This is a genomic window from bacterium (assembly GCA_024226335.1).
GTDB lineage: Bacteria > Myxococcota_A > UBA9160 > SZUA-336 > SZUA-336 > JAAELY01.
The window spans coordinates 57,992-77,040 of sequence record JAAELY010000266.1; the positions used below are offsets into that span (position 1 = coordinate 57,992).

Consider the following 19,049-nt stretch of genomic DNA (forward strand, 5'->3'; position numbering starts at 1 on the left):
CGATCCCTTTCCGCTTGAATGGCTTGTCTTCCCAGGTGTGGAAGTGGAGGCGCGTGAAGTGAAGTCCGTACTCATCACGCTTGGAGCGCTGTTCATCGCCTTCGGCGCTACGACCTGGTGGGCGCTGGAATCCGGCGGCGTAGCCGTAGTTGAGACTCGTTCTCCTGAAGGCGTCGTCCGCTCCACTCACGTCTGGTACACCGAGCCAGACGGTGTATTGTGGCTTGAAGCCGGAACTGTGGACAATCCTTGGTTCACAGACGTCCAGGAGCATCCCGAGCTCGTCTTCCGCGCCGGTGGACTTTCCGGGCGCTATGTCGCGCAGAGGGTCGACGCCCCGTCCGGCCACGACAAGATCCGCTCGCTGATTCGCCAGAAATACGGTCTCCGGGATCGTTGGGTCGGTTTGCTGGTCGATACCTCGGGTTCTGTTGCCGTACAACTCGTCCCGATTGTCGACAGCAGGACAGATGAATAGGGTAGAATAGCTGGAATTCCGGTGTTTCTGCGGCCTATCCGCGGGGCGCGAAGCGGATGGCCTACTGCTCGTTTAGTCTTGGTGTTGATTCGTTGTTGAATTACGAAAGGATTTCAACCTATGTCGTTCAAGAAGCCCGTGCCCCGTCAAGGCAGCCGGGGCACTCCGGCGAGCCGGCGGATGCAACGGAACATGGCCGGACACATCCTGGGGCTCAGCAAGGATCTGAGTGTTTCCGGAAGTGCAGAGCTCACGGGACTGACCAACAACGACATCAAGAATCTGCGCGCCGGGAATATGCCCAGCTTCAGCATGCTGCAGCGTTTCGTGAAGAAGATGCGCTGGACGCCGGAATCGATATTCGCGACCGGCAAGCTGAAAAAGCTCCCTGCCGGTACCCGCACACACGGTGCAGATACTCAGAAGATCCGTCGCCGAATCCAGGCGGTCTGTCGAGACAACGACGCACAGCGTCTCGCCTCCGCGACCCGCATTCCCATTAGCAACATCTATCAGACGCGTACTCGCAACGCGAAGATCGGCCTGCACACTTTTCTGTCGATCGCTTCCGCCGGGTTCTCCCCGCGCTCGCTCCTGCTCGGCACGCCAAAGCTCGATACCCGTCTGGCGGGACAACCGGCGCGACACAAATAGCGGCCTCTTGCCGGCTGTCTAGCGGCGCGACACCCGATAGATCGCACCGGCGTAGTCGTCGGAGATGTAGAACGAGCCATCCGGGCCTTCGATCACATCGGCGGGGCGTCCGATCACGTCTTCGTCTTTCTCAAAACCCACCAGGAAATCCCGTTGCTCGATCTTTCCGTCTGCATCCCAGTGCAGTGAGACGACCTTGTAGCCGTCCTTCTTCGTGCGGTTCCACGAGCCGTGCAGTGCGACCAGCGCAGCATTCTGGTATTCGCCCGTGCCGCGAATGAAGGAGATGCCCAGGGGTGCATTGTGAGCGCGAAACGGAAAGGCCGGTGAAATCGAGGCGTCGATTCGCGCCTGATTGTCCGATCCAAAGTCTGGATCGGGAATCTTGTCGCCATTCGCGAAGGGCCAGCCATAGTGGCCCCCGCGCTTGACTTCGTTCAACTCACAGGGTGGGAAGTCATCGCCGAGCAGATCGCGCCCGTTGTCGGTCGCGAACATGCGTCCGGTACCGGGCTGCCAGTCGAAGTCAACCGCGTTGCGAAGTCCCGAAGCGTAGATCTGCTCATTGCTGCCGTCGGGTTCGTAGCGCAGGATCGCGGCGCGGCGCGGATCGGCTTCTTCACAGACGTTGCAGCTCGATCCCACGGATACATACAGGCCTCCGTCGGGTCCAAAGCCGAGGCCGCGTGTCCAGTGGTTGCCTGCGCCGGGAATTCCGGTGATGAAACGATCCAGTTCACCTCGTGTTTCAGCGGCTGCCACGTCGAAGCGGATCTTTCCGATGGCATCGCTCTCGGCCACGTACAGCCATCCGTCCCTCAGTGCGAGACCGTTGGGGCCATTGAGGCCCGACATCAGGATCGCGACTCCATCGGAGCGGCCGTCGCCGTCGCGATCGGGGGCGATCGAAGCGACCTTGCCCTCGCGCGCCTGCGCGGCGATCAGATCGCCGCTGGGGGTGAATAGGAGTTCGCGCACATTGGGGAGGCCTTCGGCGAAAACCTTCACGGTATAACCCGCGGGTGCCCGCATGCGTTCGTTCACCGTCGCAGCTTCCGGAGCGTCGACTCCGCCCCAAAGGAATATCTGAAGCACCGGAGCGTTGATCGTCGGGAGCAACGAGCAGGCTCCGATAGCCAGGCAGGTGAGGAGAACCGAGGCGATGCCGAGACGCTTCAATACTTGAACTCCTGAGCGGGTACGTACGGAGGCCGAAGTCGAGAACCTACGCGATCGGAACAGAGTCCGCATTCTGCGCCCCATCCGGCTACCATGCGGATATGCCACACCAGAAACTCGATCGATTCAAGACTGTGAAGCTCGGTCATTGGCCGACACCACTCGAGCCCCTCGACCGACTCAGTGCCTTGCTCGGTGGACCCTCCCTTTTTGTGAAACGAGACGATTGTTCGGGGCTCGCACTTGGTGGGAACAAGGTGCGGAAGCTGGAATACCTGCTCGCCGATGCGATCGCCCAGGGGGCCGATACGATCATTACGGTAGGGGGCGTGCAGTCGAATCACGCCCGTCAGACCGCTGCAGCCGCTGCTCGGGTCGGACTGGCCTGCGAACTGGTGCTACCGCGTCTGGTTCCGGGGACGGATCCGGAATCCGAGAAGACCGGCAATGTGTTGCTTGACCACCTGCTCGGTGCGCAGGTGCACATCGTCGACGATTACGATGCTGCGGCGGAGCGAGTGGGAGAGGTCAACGAACGCGTGCTGGCGGGCGGAGGCAAGCCGGCGTTCATCCCGCCGGGTGGATCGACAGAGATCGGGTCACTGGGTTTCGCTGCTGCGGCCGTCGAGATGCGCGATCAACTCGAGAGCGCGGATCTGCACATCGATCGCATCGTTCTCGCAGTCAGTAGCGGGGGGACTCAGGCTGGACTTGTCGCGGGCCTGGCGATGTTGGACCTCGATGTTCCCGTGACTGGAATCTGCGTATATGCCGACGCAGAGGAGACGCACGCGACGGTCGCCTCGCTGGTCGAAACCACGGCCGACCGGCTGGAAATCCCGACGCCACCGGATGAGAGCATTCGCGTCGATGGGAAATACCTCGGGGACGGGTACGGCGTACCCACGAATGCGACGACGGATGCGCTGCACGTCTGCGCGCGCGTCGAGGGCCTACTACTCGACCCGGTGTACACGGGAAAGGCGATGGGCGGTCTGATCGAGGCGATTCGGGAAGGGGAAATCGGTCCAGGCGAAAACGTGTTGTTCTGGCACACGGGGGGGGCGCCCGCGCTATTCGCCTACCCGACGGCAGTCTGATTGCTCAGGCGCTCGGTTCGTATCCCAGGTTGGAGACCAGCCAGCGTTCGACGAATTCGCGGGTTTCGCCCAATCGCTTGGCGTAATCACTCACCTGGTCCCGATCGATCCGGCCGATACTGAACAAGCGGCTTTGCGGATGCGCCAGGATCAATCCGCTGACGCTGGCCGCTGGAGTCATGGCGTAGCTCTCGGTCAGGTCCATTCCCCGTTCGCGCGCTCCCAGGAGGTCAAAAAGTCTGGACTTGAGTGTGTGGTCTGGGCAGGCGGGGTAGCCGAAGGCGGGCCGGATGCCGCGGAAGTTTTCATTTCGCAGATCGTCCCGGCTCAGGTCCTCATCGCGACCGAAGATCCAGTCGCGGCGCGCGCGTTCGTGCACCAGTTCCGCAAAGGCCTCGGCCAGTCGATCGGCCAGCGCTCGGACCATGATCGCGTGATAGTCGTCGTGCTCGCGTTCGTACTCGGAGATGATTTCCGAAGCACCCAGTCCAGCGGTGACGGCAAACGCACCCATGTGGTCGCGCAAGCCAGATTCCTGTGGCGCGATGAAATCGGCCAGCGAATAACAGGGATCGGCGTCGTTGGTCACGCCCTGCTGGCGCAGCATGGGGAAGCGTGCGACCTCGGCCTCTCCTTCGTTGGCGTACAAGATCACGTCGTCGCCATTGCTTCGCGCGGGCCAGAAGCCGTACACACCGCGAGCTCCTAGACGACCGTCTTCGATCAACTTCGCGAGTAGTGTCTGTCCGTGCTCGTACAGTTCACGCGCGGCCTGCCCGTACGTAGGGCTGTCGAGGATCGCGGGGAAGCGGCCCCTGAGTTGCCAGGCCGTGAAGAAGAAGGTCCAGTCGATGTACTCCGCGATCTCTGAAACCGATGCCTCGATTGAACGCACACCGGTAAATTCCGGTGTTTCAGGTCGGTAGGCACTCCAGTCGATGACCGGCTTGCGCGCACGCGCGCTGGCCAGCGGGATCAGTGGTTTCGCAATGCGTGATTCGTGCGCGAGGCGCAGGCGTTCCTGACTCTCCCGATTGTTTCGATCGAGTTCGGAGCCCCGCTCCTCATCGAGCAGATCCGACATCACGCCTGCTACCCGAGACGCATCGAGTACCTGCACGACCGACGAGCCGTACTCGGGTGCGATCTTGACGGCGGTGTGTTGCTTGCTGGTCGTCGCGCCACCGACCAGCAGCGGCACTTCGAAGTCCAGGCGTTCCATCTCGCGCGCCACCTGCACCATTTCGTCGAGCGATGGGGTGATGAGCCCGGACAGACCGATGGCATCGGCACCGGTTTCCCGCGCCGTCTGCAGGATCTTCTCGGCTGGAACCATCACGCCCAGGTCGAGGACCTCGTAGTTATTGCAGCCGAGCACCACGCCCACGATGTTCTTGCCGATGTCGTGCACGTCGCCCTTGACCGTCGCCAGGACGATCTTTCCCTGGCTAGACGGCGCCGATTTGTCCTGATCCATGAAGGGTTCCAGGTGGGCCACGGCCCGCTTCATGACCCGCGCGCTCTTTACGACCTGGGGCAGGAACATCTTGCCTTCGCCGAAGAGATCTCCCACGGCTTTCATGCCGTCCATCAGCGGACCTTCGATGACGTTCAAGGGCAGCGGGTAGTTCTGACGGGCTTCTTCGGTGTCTTCGTCGATGAAGTCGACGACGCCGCGCACCATTGCGTACGAGATCCGCTCTTCGACGCTGGCCTCGCGCCAGGACAGATCGACCTCTCGCTGCTTGCCGGAACCGCGCACGGTCTCTGCAAGCTCGACCATGCGTTCGGTCGCATCTTCACGTCGGTTGAAGATGATGTCTTCGACGTGCTCGAGCAGTTCCGGCGGAATGTCTTCGTACACCACGAGCTGGCCGGCATTGACGATGCCCATGTCCAGGCCCGCGCGGATGGCGTGGAAGAGGAAGGCGGAGTGGATGGCCTCGCGTACCACATCGTTGCCCCGGAACGAGAAGCTCAGATTGCTGACACCACCGCTGATCTTCGCACCGGGACAGGTCTGTTTGATGATCTTGGCCGCCTCGATGAAGTTCCTGGCGAACTCGGAGTGTTCTTCGATGCCCGTGGCGATCGCCAGGATGTTCGGATCGAAGATGATGTCTTCGGCGAAGAAACCGACTTCTTCGGTCAAGAGCTTGTAGGCGCGTTGGCAGATCTCGGCCTTGCGCTCGACGGTCTCCGCCTGGCCCTGCTCGTCGAAGGCCATTACGACCGCTGCCGCGCCGTAGCGGCGCACGAGGCGGGCCTTTTCCAGGAAGTCGGCTTCGCCTTCCTTGAGGCTGATCGAATTGACCACTGACTTGCCCTGCAGGCACTTCAATCCCGCTTCGATGACCGACCACTTGGAACTGTCGACCACGACCGGAACGCGGGCGATCTCGGGCTCGCTTGCCATCAGATTCAAGAATGTGGTGATTGCGGCCTCTGAATCGAGCATGCCCTCGTCCATGTTCACGTCGATCAGGTTCGCACCGCCGCGAACCTGTTCGAGAGCGACGTCGAGGGCTGTGGCGAAGTCGTTCTTCTTGATCAGGTTCGCGAAGCGCCGCGAACCCGTGACGTTTGTGCGCTCTCCGATCATCGTGAAGTTCGAGTCCGGTGTGATCTTGAACGACTCCAGCCCCGAGTAGCGCGTGTAGCGCTGGACCTCGGGGATCGAACGCGGAACGATACCGTCGACGGCGCGGGCGATGGCCGCGATGTGGTCGGGTGTCGTACCGCAGCAACCGCCCAGGATATTGGCGAGCCCGCTTTCAGCGAACTCTCGCAGCAACGCGGCGGTCGTCTCCGGTTCTTCATCGTAGGCGCCCATTGCGTTGGGCAGGCCGGCGTTCGGATAGGCGTGGATATGGGTATCGGCCAGACCCGAAAGCTCTTCGATGTAGGGCCGCAGTTCGGTCGCGCCCAGACCGCAGTTCAGTCCCACCGAAATCGGCCGCGCGTGTTCGACCGCCGCCCAGAAGGACTCGACCGTCGGTCCCGACAGGAGTCGCCCCGCCTTGTCGCTGATCGAGCCCGAGATCACCAGCGGAAGCTCTTTACCGATTTCCTCGAACACTTCCAAGCACGCTGCGATTCCGGCCTTGGCGTTGAGCAGATCGAAAATCGTCTCGATCGCGAGCAGATCGGCGCCGCCTTCGATCAGTCCGCGGATTTGCACCGCGTAGGCGTCCTTCACCTGATCGAACGTGTGCGTCCGATACCCGGGGTCCTCGACGCTCGGGGAGAGTGAGAGCGTCACATTCAACGGCCCGATCGAACCGAGCACGAATCGCGGCTTGTCGGGATTGTTGGCCGAATACTCGTCGCAGGCCGTTCGAGCGAGCTTCGCCGCTGCAACGTTGATCTCGTGGCAGTGGTCTTCCAGTCCGTAGTCGGATTGCGAGATCGGCGTCGCAGTGAAACTGGCCGTGGTCACGATATCGGCGCCCGCATCCAGGTAGGCCCGATAGACCTGATCGATCACCTGCGGACGGGTCAGACACAGGACATCGCTATTGCCCTTGAGGTCGCGCGGGTGTTCGGCGAAGCGCTCGCCCCGAAAATCGGCCTCCTCCAGCCCGAAGCCCTGTAGAAAGGCCCCCATCGAACCGTCGATCACGAGGATGCGCTCGGCGAGCCGGGACTTCAGCGTCTGGGTTCGGTCGCGGGATGTGGTGTGAGGCTTGCTCATGGCTGCGCGAATGATAGACGGGATCGGCAGCCTGTGCAGTCCCTCTTGACTAGGTTTTTCGCCATTCCGCGAAGGCTGAGGGCCTTTCAGGCCGGACTGACAGAAGATCGTTCGGTCAAGCCTCTACCCCGGGGTTACCCGGCCGGGAATTGCTACGTTGCATTGCCCCCTGCCGAAAAAACGTCCCCCGCAGCCCAATCAAAGGAATTCGCATGTCAGAGCCCGAGCCGGTGAGTTCTCTTTCCTTTTTCGCAGATCGCTTCGGTGTCGACGAGAACAGCCTGGCCGCCACGCTCGGAACTGCACTCGAGCGGCCGATCGACTACGCAGATCTGTTCTTCGAGTACAGCACCCAGGATTCCGTTTCGCTCGAAGAGGGCATCGTCAAAGGCGGCAGTCGACACCTGGAGCAGGGAGTGGGCGTGCGCGCACAGGTCGGCGAACGCCAGGGCTATGCGCACTCCGACGAGATCACGGTCGACAGTCTGAAACTCGCCGCCACGACTGCGCGCGCGATCGCGCAGGGGAGCAGTGAAGATCGTTCGGTCGCCGTGTCGGGAAAGGGGCAGGCGGTACGCGATCTGTATCCGGTTGCCCAGCCTGCGACCGAAGTGGCGGTTTCGCAGAAGGTCGACTTGCTCGAAGAGATCGACGCCTACGCGCGTGCACACGATCCACGCGTCAAGCAGGTGATGGCCAGCGTGATCGCACAACACCGCCACCTCCTGATTGCGGGCAGCGACGGTCGCCTGGTCGGAGACATTCAACCGCTCGTGCGTCTGAACGTGCAGGTGATTGCCGAAGACGGTTCGCAACGCGAAATCGGCTACCAGGGGATGGGCGGGCGCTACGGTTTTGACGAACTGGTCGATCCCAAGGCCTGGAAGAAGCTGGTCGATCAGGCGGTACACGCCGCGGTCGTCAATCTGGAGGCGCAGGCGTGTCCTGCGGGTACCATGGACGTGGTGCTGGGACCGGGTTGGCCGGGCATCCTCCTGCACGAGGCGATCGGTCACGGTCTGGAAGGTGATTTCAATCGCAAGAAGACCTCGGCGTTTTCCGATCGGGTTGGCGAACGCGTGGCGGCAGACGGAGTGACGGTCATCGACGACGGCACGCTGGAGAAGCGGCGCGGATCTCTCAACGTGGACGACGAGGGCACGCCGACGCAACGCAATGTGCTGATCGAGAACGGCATCTTGCTCGGCTATATGCAGGATCGACTCAACGCTCGTTTGATGGGCGTTCCCGAGACCGGCAACGGCCGTCGCGAAAGTTACGCGCATCTGCCGATTCCGCGCATGACCAATACCTTCATGCTCGCGGGCGACGACGATCCCGAAGACATTCTCAAGTCGGTCAAGAACGGTCTGTACGCGGTTTCATTTGGCGGCGGTCAGGTCGACATCACCAGCGGCAAGTTCGTGTTCTCGGCCAGCGAAGCCTTCCGCATCGAAGACGGACGCATCGGTGCGCCGGTCAAGGGAGCGACGTTGATCGGCAATGGACCCGACGTGCTGACGCGCGTCTCGCGCATCGGGCACGATCTGGAACTGGACTGGGGTGTGGGCACCTGCGGCAAAGACGGGCAGGGCGTTCCGGTGGGAGTCGGACTGCCGACGATCCGCCTCGACGCGCTGACGGTGGGAGGGACGGAAGGATGAGCGGCAAGGCCGTCGAGCGGGCGATCGAGCGGGCGATGCAAGCGGGAGCGGCCGAATCCGATGCCGTGTTGATCGAAAGCGATGCGTTGGAGGCACGTGTGCGCGGCGAAGAGATCGACTTCGTGAAGCAGGCGCGCGAGAAAACTCTGGGTATTCGCGTGCTCGTACAAGGCAAGTCGGGCTTGCGCAGCGCGGTCACGTCGACCAGCGATCTCGCGCCCGAGATGATCGACAAGATGGCCGGCGAAACCGTCGAACTCGCGCACGCGATCGCCGAGGATCCGACCGCCGGTCTACCCGAAGAGGCTTTCGCAGAAGGGCTCCCGGACCTGGATCTCTTCGATCCCGGCGATCGCCCCTGGTCGGTCGAAGATCGCATCGACGCCGCGCGCAGGGCCGAATCCGCCGCGCGGGATTTTGATCCGCGCATCGTCAACTCCGAGGGTTCACAGGTCAGCGCGGATTTCTCGCGCGTCGTGTACGGATCCAGCAAGGGATTTCTGGGTGAGTACGAGAAGGCGGGGCACTCGCTGTTCGCGGAGCCGCTCGCCGAAGAAGGCGGATCGAAGCAACGCGACTATTGGATGACTGTGGCGCGGCGACTTTCGGATCTGGACGCACCCGAAGACGTGGGACGCCGCGCCGCCGAGCGTGCGGTCCGGCGACTGGGGGGCCGGCAGGTGCCGACCTGTGAGGCCGCGGTGATCTTTGACTCTATGACTGCACCGAGTCTTCTCGGGCAGCTTTCGCAGTGTCTCAACGGCTACTCGGTGTATCGCGGCACGAGCTTTCTCGCCGGTCGAATCGGCGAACAGATCGCGGTGCCGGGTTTCAATCTGATCGATGACGGTCGTCGTCCCGGAGGCCTGGGCAGCAAGCCCTTCGACGGCGAAGGCCTGGCCACGCGCCGCAATCAGTTGGTCGAAAACGGGGAACTGCGTACTTATCTGCTCGACAGTTATTCCGCTCGCAAGCTCAGCATGAATTCGACGGGCAACGCCACTCGTAGCGTTTCGGGACCGCCTGCCGCCGGTTCGACCAATCTCTGGCTGGAGCCGGGTGCGCAGACGCTCGACGAGCTGATTGCGGCGACCGACAAGGGGCTGCTCGTGACCGAGTTGATCGGTATGGGATTCAATCCCGTAACCGGAGACTACTCGCGCGGTGCGGCGGGGCTGTGGATCGAGAAGGGCAAGATCGTGCATCCCGTAGAGGAAGTAACGATTGCCGGGAACTTCGGTGCCATGCTCGAATCAATCGACGCGATTGGCAGCGAACTCGTCTGGCATCGCAGCGTGGCTTCACCGCCGTTGCGCATTGCAAAGATGACGATTGCGGGAGCCTAGAGGCCCGGCCAGAAATGCGGGCCAGCCCGCGTGCGCTCAGTTGAGCGGATTGACCGTCACGTAGCGACCGTCTTCGAAGCTCCGGAAGAACTCTTCGACCATCGGGTGTTCAACCGGTTCGGGCTCGGGATCGGCGCACAGGTTGCGCTGGGCTACGTACGTGGTCGTATCGCCGCCGTGCACGAGCACGTGGTACCACGGGCGGTCCTTCGGTGGACGGGAGCGAGCGACTTCTTCGTACCATTCGTCGCTGAGCTGGAACGTGGCATCGACGTCCACGATCACGCCGCGGTAGTCGAATCGTTGGTGTGTGACCAGCTGACCGATGTCGAAGAGGGCTTCATCATCCATGCGTGAAAGAAACATGCGTCGCCCCGACGCAATCCGCAAGCTTGCTCAGCGCAAGAGGTGCAACGCGGCGCCCGACAAGATGTTCGCCTGTGCAGAAACGGCGATCTGGAACTCCTGCTGGACTTGATTCTTGGCGAGTTCAGCCGTCGCTTTTGCGACATCCGCGTCCACGAGGCGCGAGTTCGCCGCCGCTGTGTTCTCTCTTTGCGCCTGCAGGTTGTGGATGCCCGATTCGAGACGATTGCCAAATGCGCCAAGCTCCGCGCGGCTGGAATTGATCGAAGTCATGGCCGAATCGATGTTCTCGAGAGAAGCCGGATCCGTCACATCGAATCCCGCCAGGCCCAGCGCGTCCGCGCTACTGTCGGCGATCGACAACTGTATGGCGCCCTCGGCGCTGCCATCGCGCAGCGTCACCGCGTTGCTACCCGACAGTTCGCCCGTTAGAAGACCCTGCCCGTTGAACTGCGTGGCCTTCGACAGACGCGTGATCTCGCTGGTGATCGCATCGGCTTCGGACTGAAGAGCGGCCCGTCCGGTGTCGTCGAGCACTGGACTGCCCGCTTGTACCGAGAGTTCCCGCAGTCGCGACAGTTGCTCGCCGATCTGCCCGAGACCGCTCTCGGCCGTCTGTGTGAGCGATACGCCGTCGTTCAGATTGCGTTCGCCCTGCGCCAGCGCCCGTTCGAAGGCTCTCAGATTCTCGGACCGAGCCAGTGCGGAGGCGTCATCCGAAGCCGAGTTGACGCGCTTCAGGCTGCTGAGCTGAGAGAAGGTCTTGTGCAACGCGTTCTGTGTGCGCTCCATCGGCGACGTCCGAGCCGCAATTTCGAGTCCTATGCCCATGATAATCCTGACGATTTGCCCGCTTCGGCCCCCTCGGCGAAGCTGTGGAAAGTTACGTCTATATCGGACAGGAGCGCCCAGACCTGAACGTCGTCGCCCGAACAGCGTTGCGGTCGTAGCTCAATGTGATACAAATGAACACATGACATCCGATGAAGAATCCAGAGATGAAAAGCGTTCGCGGCGCGGCCGGCGCCGAGGACGGAGAAAGGAAAAGGTCATGCACACACGAATCTCCGATGAGCTGGATGAATCGTTGAGGCGGGCGGCCGAGGAATTGCGCGTGCCGGTTTCGAACCTGGTGCGCAATCTGCTCGAAGACGCGGTCGATGTGGTCGAGACGGTGACCGACAACGTCGGCGATCTGGTCGAAGACGTGGTCGAAGAAGCCCGGGACTTCGGTCATCGCTTCGAAGACCGCTGGCGGCACCGGGTTCGCGAAACGCGCGAGCGTGGGCGTGACGCGGGAGAGCGCGCGAAAGAAGGCGGACGCGTCGCCCGCGAAGCCGCCGAGATTGCCCGGGACGTGGCCTACAAGGCGCGCGACGCGGCGCTCCATGCCGCCGAATCGCTGCGTGACGACCGCGAAGACGAAGCCCGGGACGACGCGGGCGTCGAGACGCCTTCTCGACCCGAAGCACAACCCCTGGAGTTTCCCGACGTGGCCGGTTGGCAGCCGCTGGTGCTCAACGCTGAACAGGAATGCGCAGGTTGTGGCCGACACCTCTTCCGCGGCGATAGCGGTTATCTGGCGGTCGGCGATCCGAAGCACACGACGACCTATCTGTGCGAGAACTGCCTGGAGTCGCTGGACTGACCCGGCGGCCGGACGGGGTCTTCAACTCCACACTCGCTCCTTCGCGAACTCCGACAAACCCCCGTCCGTGCGGGTACACTAGCGCGCGCGGCACCAGGAGGAGCGATGTCCGGAAAGTACTTCGAAGAACTCCAGGTCGGCGATGTATTCAACCATCAACCCGGCCGAACCATCACCGAGACCGACAATCTGTTGTTCTCGACGTTGACGATGAACCCACAGCCCCTGCACCTGGACGCGGAGTACGCCGCGAGCGCGGAGTTCGGCCAGATTCTGGTCAACAGCCTGTTCACGCTCGGGCTGCTGGTGGGGTTGAGTGTCGGCGACACGACGCTGGGGACAACGGTCGGCAATCTGGGTTTCGAGAAGGTCGAATTTCCCAAGCCGGTCTTCCTGGGCGACACACTCGTGGCGCGGACCGAAGTGGTCGATCGCCGCGAATCCAAATCGCGCCCCGAATGGGGCATCGTTACGTTCGAGCACCGGGCGACCAATCAGCGCGGAGAGATCGTGGCGCGCTGTCGGCGCGCGGCCATGATGCGCCGCAACACGGCGGTGGCCTGAAGGGCGCCAGGCGAAAGGTATTCGATGTCCGAACTTCCCGGTCCCGATTCAGAACACCCCGCGCAACGGGCGGCCTGGCGTTCGATGGACGCCGTCCTGCGCGGAGACAAGCAGACCTGGGTCGATGGTTTTGCCGATGACGGGATTGTCGAGGACCCCGTCGGCAAGTCGATTCTCGATCCCGAGGGCAAAGGACATCGAGGCAAGGAAAAGATCGAAGCGTTCTGGGACAAGAACATCGCCGCCGCGCGTCCCGTGTTTCAGCTTCAGCACTCGATCGTCTCGGGGGATGAGTGCGCCAACATCGGCACGCTGATGATTCAATTCGAAAACGGAATGCTCACCAAGCTCTTTGGCGTGTTCGTGTACCGGGTGAACGACGAGGGCAAGGTCCTGTCGCTGCGCACGTACTGGGAACCGTCGAAGATGGAGATGATCCCGCCGCCCGAATTTCCGCGCGGTTCGGGATCCTCGGACTGATCGAGCCGCGAAAACCTTCGAGGGGATGACTCAAGCCATGCGCATCGGACTCTTCAGCCAGACCTCATTGCTGCCCACGGCCACATTGGAAGACGTCATCGGGGAAGCGCGGGTCATCGAGGCCGATGGCTTCGACTTCATTTCCTACCCCAACGTCTTTGGCTTCGATGCCATGACTCTCGCGGCCCTGGTGGGTCGCGAAACCGCGCGCATCGAACTCGTGACCGGAGTCGTGCCGTCGCCTCCGCGACACCCCGCCGCCATGGCCCAGCACGCGTTGACCGTCCAGGTCGCCTGCGCAGGTCGGTTTACCCTCGGGATCGGTCTTTCCCACAAGATTGTCATCGAGGACATGTTTGGCCTCTCCTACGCAAAGCCCGCCAAGCAGATGCGCGAGTACCTCGGGGTGCTTGCACCCCTTCTGCGCGGGGAACCTGCGGCTTTCGATGGCGAGGTCTACCGGGTCCACGCACGGCTCCAGGTCGCGGGAGCCGATCCGGTTCCACTGCTGATCGCCGCACTCGGCCCGCTCATGCTCGAAGTCGCGGGAACTCTGGCGGACGGCACCTCGACCTGGATGTCGGGTCTGCAGACCCTGTCGAAGCACATCGTGCCTTCGATCAACGATGCGGCCAGAAGCGCGGGTCGCGCAGCGCCGCGCATTCTTGCGGCCCTTCCGACGGCGCTGGTCTCGGATGTGGAAGCGGCGCGCGCGAAGGCCAACAAGAGTTTCGCCGTGTACAACACCCTGCCTTCCTATCGCGCCATGCTCGATCGCGAGGGCAGTGGCAGCCAACCCGGTGATGTGGCGCTGCTCGGCGACGAGGCGGAACTGCGCAAGTGCGTCGACCGACTGGTCGACGCCGGAGTGACGGATTTCTGCGCGGTGCCCTTCGGAGCGGATAGCGGCGCAGCCACCCGTACGCAGGAGTTCTTGAAGTCGCTCCTCTGACAGACCCCCTTCCCCGAGGTTCCGAGATGATCAAACTCGTCTACTGCGTGCGCCGAAACCCCGCTCTGTCAGCGGAGGAATTTCGCAAGACCTGGTTGAACGACCACGGACCGCTGGTGAAGTCGCTGCGCAAAGTCCTGGGCATGGTGCGCTACGTGCAGAGCCACACGCTCGTGGAAGCGAGCGAAGCCGTTCGCCAGCCGCGCGGCGCGGCGCCGCCCTACGACGGAATCACCGAAGTCTGGTTCGAGCGACTCGAATCCCTGGGCGTCGATGCGGAGGCCGCGACCGAGGCCGCGCGACTCTTGCTCGAGGACGAGAAGCGCTTCATCGATCTGGAAAATTCCGCCGTATTCCTCACAGAAGAGCACGAGATCTTCTAGAGGCGATCGCGCGGGTTCCTCCTGCGTCTACTTTGCGGCCTCTGGATGCCGGGGTGTCCAGTTCTGTAGCCAGCCCGGTTCCGCGTACAGATCCACGCGTCCATTGATCCGATAGACCACCGGATACACGCCCTCGCCCTGTAGTTCTCCGGCCTGGATCGCGCGCAGCGCGGACTGCAGATCCTTTACATCTTCGACCGCCAGTTCCGGTGCTCCCGGGGGAGCGACGCGATGTGCGCCGAACACGCGCGCGTCTGGTCGCACGGCGCCCAGGACGGTGCTCGCGCCTTGCAGGTAATCGCCCATGCCACTGTTCGGGAGCATTCCGAACAGCGGCCCGGGATAGATGAAGTCGCCCGTGAACAGGTCTCCCGATTTCAAGTCGAGCAGCGACACCGAGTCTTCGGTATGTCCCGGCGTGTAGAGCACCTGCAACACTCGGTCGCCCAGCGAGATTCGCGAACCCGGAGCAAGCCACACGTCGACTTGAAGCTCGGGAGCTTCGATGTTTTCGGCCGCGCCGAGGTGCTCGTCAAACGTGAGTTGCAAGCGGCCGTCGGGCGCGCGCGCGCGCAGATAGGGCAGGTCGAGCACCGCGACGTGCTCGAAGGTGATCTGGTTGCCGACGTGATCGTAGTGGAAGTGCGACGGAATGAAGGTGATGGGCCGATCCGTCAAAGCCTGCGCGACCGGGCGGATGTCGCGGTATCCCGGTCCCGCGTCGAAAAGAACCGCGCGCTCCGAGCCCACGATCAGATAGCTGTAGTTCTGCTGATAGAAACGCGGTTCGCCAATCGCAAACGTGTTTTCATCCAGCGCCTGCACAGTGAAGTAGTCATCGTGCCAGCGCACGTCCGGGCCTTCGTCCTGCGCTTCCAGAAACTCGGGTGTACCCGACAAAGACAGGCCGTAGGCCAGAATCACGTGGCGTTGCGCGAGCGCAAGCGCAGCCAGTAGTGCGATGACGATCCCGGTAATCAGAAGCCTCTTCACTGTTTCCTCTCGTGGGTCCAGGTGGACGTGCCGAGCGCCAGTGTACGCCACTGGCCGATCTGACTCGTCGGGTATCGCGGTCCGGTCCGCATATTTCCGGTGGGCAGAATCGGCCGGCCCAGAGGTGGTGCACCGCGGTCGCCAGCGCGCAGAGGTCGCCATGCGGGCGAACCACGCCAGGCACGGAGCTTGCTCTCTTTCAAGAGTGGCGCTCGGAACTGCGCCTGGGGACCGGCCGTGAGCGAAGACCTATCAATCCCGAGTCTGCGCAGTCAGGTAACGCCCGCTCCCCGTGTCCGTTCCGCTCCGCTTCTGGCACGCGCAAGCCCTTCCGTGGTGTCCGGTTCGGAAGTAGACATTTCAGCAGAGGCGCGGGAGCGGCACACACTGGACGGCGCGCCCGCCGATTCATCCAACCCGATTTCCGAGATCCTCGAGAAAGGGCTTCTCTCCTATATCCGAGAACAACAACTCGCGCGCTTGAGAGAAGAAGTCTTGCGCGAGATGGGGATCTCGGAAGCAGACCTGGCGGAAATGGCTCCGAAGGAAAGGGCCAAGGTCGAGGCCGAGATCCAGGAGCGCATGGCGGAGAAACTACGCGAGCGAGCCGAGGCCGAAGCCGAGGAGAAGCGTTTGAAGGAAGAGCAGGCTGTCTCCGCCTAATGCGGAAGCCAGCCCGAGAAGTTCGGGTGGTCGGACGCAATCGGAAGTGCGACGGGCTGGCCAGTTTGAGCGGAGCTGTAGATTGCGGTCAGTAGTTCCAACGAAGCACGCGCATCGGTCATCGTGACCGGAAGCTCTTTGCCCGAGCTGAGGGCGGCGTGGAAGTGTTCGAACTGTCCCGCGTAGAGTTCCCGACCGGGTTCTAGCTCGGTGATCGCGGCATCGATTTCCTTTTGCAGCGATTTGTCGGCTCCGGTGAATAGCCACGGATCGGCCGAAGGGTGATAGGGCGAGTGGCTGCTTTCGGCGGTCAGGTTTTCGAAGCTGAAACGCAGGCGGGAGACCTCGGGCCGCGAGCCGAGTGTGGCTGAAAGGGTCGCGAGCGAACCGTCTTCCATCTCGAGGGAAACGGCCGCACAATCCTCGGTCTGGATCGGATTGACGCGTGTCGTCGCGCGCGCGAAGACTCCCGCCACCGGTCCGATCACACTACAGAGAATATCGTGGCTGTGGATCGCGTGTGTCGTCATCACGCCACCCAGTTCGGTCTCCCACTTTCCACGCCAGTCCACTGCGTAGTATGCGTCTCCGCGCAACCATGCGGTTTCGATCGTGGACAGATAGGCGCGCCCGGTCAGGCCGCGTGCGATCAGATGTTGCAGCTTCCGCAAACCATTTCCGAAGCGGTACTGGAAGATCGGCATCAACCTGCCTCGCGCTGTGGCTTCGATGCGAATCAGTTCGTCACAGGCGGCCAGACTCGGTACGAGAGGCTTTTCGCAGACGACGTGCCGTCCGGACTGCAGGGCTGCCACCGACATTTCGAAGTGCAGATGGGGCGGCGAGCAGATGTCGACGATGTCGGGGGCTTCATCGCCCGCCAGGAGTGATTCATAGCTCGTCTCGACGCGTGGGATCTCCAGTTTCTCCGCGACGAGTCGCGCCTTGGCCTCGTCGATGTCGCACACCGCCACGACTTCGAAGAGATCGTCGATCTGCTTCCACGCCGCGAGGTGTTGAATCCCGACGCCCAGCCCGACGACGGCCACGCGCAGTCGTTCACTCACCTGGCATCCTCCTGGTTTCGCGGGGGTAGTACTCCGGCCTGCGCCTGCGCCTGCAAGGCCAGCTCGCAGGCCAGGAAGCAGTGCACCTGAGTCATGGCGGTCTCGCTGCGGTTCAGCACGTCTTCCAGAAGCTGACGCCCGTACGGAAGAGCGACCTGGCTACAGTCGATGTGTCGCGTCTGATCGCCGTCCACCAGAAAGAGATGGCTGCCATCGGCGCGCCCGGCCAGATCGATGTTCTTTCGCACTTCGATGAAACCCTCGCTGCCCAGTAGGGTCAGGCGACCGTCGCCCCAGCTCGAAAGACCGTCCGGCGTGAACCAGTCCACGCGCACATAGCCACTGCAACCGTCTCCTTCCAGCAGGACCTCGCCAAAGTCTTCGAGTTCGGGGTACTGGGGGTGGGCGTGATTGGCAATCCTCGATGCGACCACGCGCGCTTCACTGGCTCCGGTGAAGTGCAGGAACTGATCCATTTGATGCGATGCGATGTCGCATAGAATGCCGCCGTAGCGGGCGCGCCGAAAATACCACTCGGGACGCGTCGGTGCGTTCATGCGATGCGGTCCGAGCCCGACCGTTTGCAGTACGCGGCCGATCGCGCCTTCGGAGACGAGTTCGCTCGCGCGCACCGTGGCCTGGTTTTCGAAGCGCTCGCTGAAGCAGATCGAGTAGATGCGTCCCGTATCGGCTTGCACGCGACGAACCTCGGCCAGCTGTTCGAGAGTCGTGACGCCCGGCTTGTCGCTCATGAAGTCCTTGCCGTGCCGCATGACGTCGAGCCCAATGGCCGCGCGATCGGCGTTCACGGCCGCGCACAGGACCAGCTGAATCGTGTCGTCTTCCAGGATCTCTCGGGGATCCGCAACGGCCCGGGCATCCGGATGCGCCTTGGCGAAGATCTCGGCCAGGCCTCCGGTCGACGGGAAAAAGGAAACGAGTTCGGCGCCCGCGGCCACGACCGAATGAGCCATGCCGAAGATATGCCCGTGGTCCAGACCGATCGCTGCCACGCGGATGGGGGGGAGTGAATTCGACATCGTGCCTCGCAATGCGTGTGCCAGGCTGGCCTAACCGCGCAGAATTTCCGCAACCCGGTTTGCGCGTTCGCCGTGGAGAGCTTCTTCGTGGCCGTTCTGGCGCAGCAGTTCGGCAATCCTGGGGTCGGCTTCGTTGTCGGCCCATTTCTGGTACCCGGCATCTCCGTTGATCTCACCGGCCGCGATGCCCTCCAGGAGTTCCGGAGTCAACTCGCTGAACGGAGGCGGATCCCGGTAGGGATTCTGGTCGAGAGATGGAATCTCGAAATCCTCGCCACTCGAGATCTCGATCGCCTTCTTCAAACGGTGCGCGTGCGCCTTCTCTTCGCGACCGCTTTTCAAAAGGAGGTCGGTCGCTTCTCCTTCGGGAGCCAGGGAGGCCAGCTTCTCGTAAAGAGGCTCACCAGCAGCTTCGAGCAGAACCATCAGCTTCATCTCCTCGACGCCGAGCTTGTCCTTGCTGCCGAGATGAGCGAAGGCCGCCATGAAATCGGCGGGGATGGTATCGGGGAGGTTGTCGGCCATCGAAGGCTCCTTCTTTCTGGAGAGCTTGTTCCGGAGAGACTATCGAGCCGCATACTAGCCGAAAATCCCCCGCATCCGGCTCTTGCGCCTTTTCGACACACGACATCCATATTGAATCGCCCCGGGTTTCCCGGAGACCTTATTCCTTGAGAGGATGGGGTCATGGGACGCAAGAGCAGGTTTTCGCAAGAGGTTCGTGAGCGAGCGGTTCGGATGGTCTTCGAGCACGGGGGTCAGTACGACTCCGAGTGGG

19 protein-coding genes are annotated in these 19,049 nt (G+C 62.5%); 11 read left to right on the forward strand and 8 right to left on the reverse strand.

The genetic code is table 11. The features are described 5' to 3' along the window. Positions 1-58: 58 nt before the first annotated feature. Together GY725_13920 and GY725_13925 are read left to right on the forward strand one after the other, a co-directional pair. Positions 59-478 carry a hypothetical protein gene (locus GY725_13920; GenBank protein ID MCP4005284.1) on the forward strand — a complete coding sequence of 140 codons (420 nt, stop codon included), beginning with the start codon at positions 59-61 and terminating at the stop codon, positions 476-478. A 120-nt stretch (positions 479-598) separates the two neighbouring features. Further along, complete coding sequence (locus tag GY725_13925) at positions 599-1,132, forward strand: hypothetical protein (protein MCP4005285.1); 534 nt, start codon at positions 599-601, stop codon at positions 1,130-1,132. A gap of 18 nt (positions 1,133-1,150) precedes the next feature. On the opposite strand, the gene GY725_13930 is transcribed toward GY725_13925, so the two are convergent. Then, a complete protein-coding gene (locus tag GY725_13930; GenBank protein ID MCP4005286.1) occupies positions 1,151-2,383 on the reverse strand; it encodes a sorbosone dehydrogenase family protein in 1,233 nt (410 codons plus the stop codon). A 29-nt stretch (positions 2,384-2,412) separates the two neighbouring features. On the opposite strand from GY725_13930, the gene GY725_13935 reads away from it, so the two are divergent. Continuing rightward, positions 2,413-3,411 carry a D-cysteine desulfhydrase family protein gene (locus GY725_13935; GenBank protein MCP4005287.1) on the forward strand — a complete coding sequence of 333 codons (999 nt, stop codon included), beginning with the start codon at positions 2,413-2,415 and terminating at the stop codon, positions 3,409-3,411. 4 nt (positions 3,412-3,415) lie between these two features. On the opposite strand, the gene metH is transcribed toward GY725_13935, so the two are convergent. Beyond that, a complete protein-coding gene (metH, locus tag GY725_13940; protein MCP4005288.1) occupies positions 3,416-7,105 on the reverse strand; it encodes a methionine synthase in 3,690 nt (1,229 codons plus the stop codon). 212 nt (positions 7,106-7,317) lie between these two features. On the opposite strand from metH, the gene tldD reads away from it, so the two are divergent. Next, complete coding sequence (gene tldD, locus GY725_13945; protein ID MCP4005289.1) at positions 7,318-8,769, forward strand: metalloprotease TldD; 1,452 nt, start codon at positions 7,318-7,320, stop codon at positions 8,767-8,769. Next, entirely contained in the window at positions 8,766-10,115 is a 1,350-nt protein-coding gene (locus GY725_13950) for a TldD/PmbA family protein (protein MCP4005290.1), read from the forward strand. Before tldD ends, GY725_13950 begins: the two co-directional genes overlap by 4 nt. A 36-nt stretch (positions 10,116-10,151) precedes the next feature. On the opposite strand, the gene hspQ is transcribed toward GY725_13950, so the two are convergent. Together hspQ and GY725_13960 are read right to left on the reverse strand one after the other, a co-directional pair. Next, positions 10,152-10,466, reverse strand: a complete 315-nt coding sequence (hspQ, locus tag GY725_13955; GenBank protein MCP4005291.1) for a heat shock protein HspQ — start codon at positions 10,464-10,466, stop codon at positions 10,152-10,154. Between the two features lie 45 nt (positions 10,467-10,511). After that, positions 10,512-11,312: a flagellin FliC gene (locus GY725_13960; GenBank protein ID MCP4005292.1), complete on the reverse strand. Its 801-nt coding sequence runs from the start codon at positions 11,310-11,312 to the stop codon at positions 10,512-10,514. A 220-nt stretch (positions 11,313-11,532) separates the two neighbouring features. Here GY725_13960 and GY725_13965 point away from each other — a divergent pair, with 220 nt between their 5' ends. The 5 genes from GY725_13965 (at position 11,533) to GY725_13985 (ending at position 14,508) form a co-directional block, all read left to right on the forward strand. Then, on the forward strand, positions 11,533-12,129 hold the full coding sequence (locus tag GY725_13965; protein ID MCP4005293.1) for a hypothetical protein: 597 nt from the start codon (positions 11,533-11,535) through the stop codon (positions 12,127-12,129). 105 nt (positions 12,130-12,234) lie between these two features. Next, the gene (locus tag GY725_13970) at positions 12,235-12,693 is read left to right on the forward strand and encodes a MaoC family dehydratase (protein ID MCP4005294.1); all 459 of its coding nucleotides are present in this window, start codon (positions 12,235-12,237) and stop codon (positions 12,691-12,693) included. 24 nt (positions 12,694-12,717) lie between these two features. After that, entirely contained in the window at positions 12,718-13,173 is a 456-nt protein-coding gene (locus GY725_13975; GenBank protein MCP4005295.1) for a nuclear transport factor 2 family protein, read from the forward strand. Between the two features lie 37 nt (positions 13,174-13,210). After that, positions 13,211-14,125 (forward strand): TIGR03564 family F420-dependent LLM class oxidoreductase, encoded by a 915-nt coding sequence (locus tag GY725_13980; protein ID MCP4005296.1) that lies wholly within the window; start codon positions 13,211-13,213, stop codon positions 14,123-14,125. A 26-nt stretch (positions 14,126-14,151) separates the two neighbouring features. After that, positions 14,152-14,508: an EthD domain-containing protein gene (locus GY725_13985; protein ID MCP4005297.1), complete on the forward strand. Its 357-nt coding sequence runs from the start codon at positions 14,152-14,154 to the stop codon at positions 14,506-14,508. Between the two features lie 27 nt (positions 14,509-14,535). On the opposite strand, the gene GY725_13990 is transcribed toward GY725_13985, so the two are convergent. Next, a complete protein-coding gene (locus GY725_13990; GenBank protein ID MCP4005298.1) occupies positions 14,536-15,501 on the reverse strand; it encodes an MBL fold metallo-hydrolase in 966 nt (321 codons plus the stop codon). Between the two features lie 237 nt (positions 15,502-15,738). On the opposite strand from GY725_13990, the gene GY725_13995 reads away from it, so the two are divergent. After that, positions 15,739-16,164 carry a hypothetical protein gene (locus tag GY725_13995; GenBank protein ID MCP4005299.1) on the forward strand — a complete coding sequence of 142 codons (426 nt, stop codon included), beginning with the start codon at positions 15,739-15,741 and terminating at the stop codon, positions 16,162-16,164. Here the strand turns inward: GY725_13995 and GY725_14000 are convergent. The 3 genes from GY725_14000 to GY725_14010 are packed head-to-tail and all read right to left on the reverse strand — an operon-like array spanning position 16,161 to position 18,796. Next, the gene (locus tag GY725_14000; GenBank protein ID MCP4005300.1) at positions 16,161-17,231 is read right to left on the reverse strand and encodes a Gfo/Idh/MocA family oxidoreductase; all 1,071 of its coding nucleotides are present in this window, start codon (positions 17,229-17,231) and stop codon (positions 16,161-16,163) included. The two genes, GY725_13995 and GY725_14000, sit on opposite strands and share 4 nt — an antisense overlap. After that, positions 17,228-18,271, reverse strand: a complete 1,044-nt coding sequence (locus tag GY725_14005) for a Gfo/Idh/MocA family oxidoreductase (protein MCP4005301.1) — start codon at positions 18,269-18,271, stop codon at positions 17,228-17,230. The genes GY725_14000 and GY725_14005 overlap by 4 nt, the downstream gene beginning before the upstream one ends. Positions 18,272-18,301: 30 nt before the next feature. Beyond that, positions 18,302-18,796, reverse strand: a complete 495-nt coding sequence (locus tag GY725_14010; protein MCP4005302.1) for a ferritin-like domain-containing protein — start codon at positions 18,794-18,796, stop codon at positions 18,302-18,304. Positions 18,797-19,049: the final 253 nt, after the last annotated feature.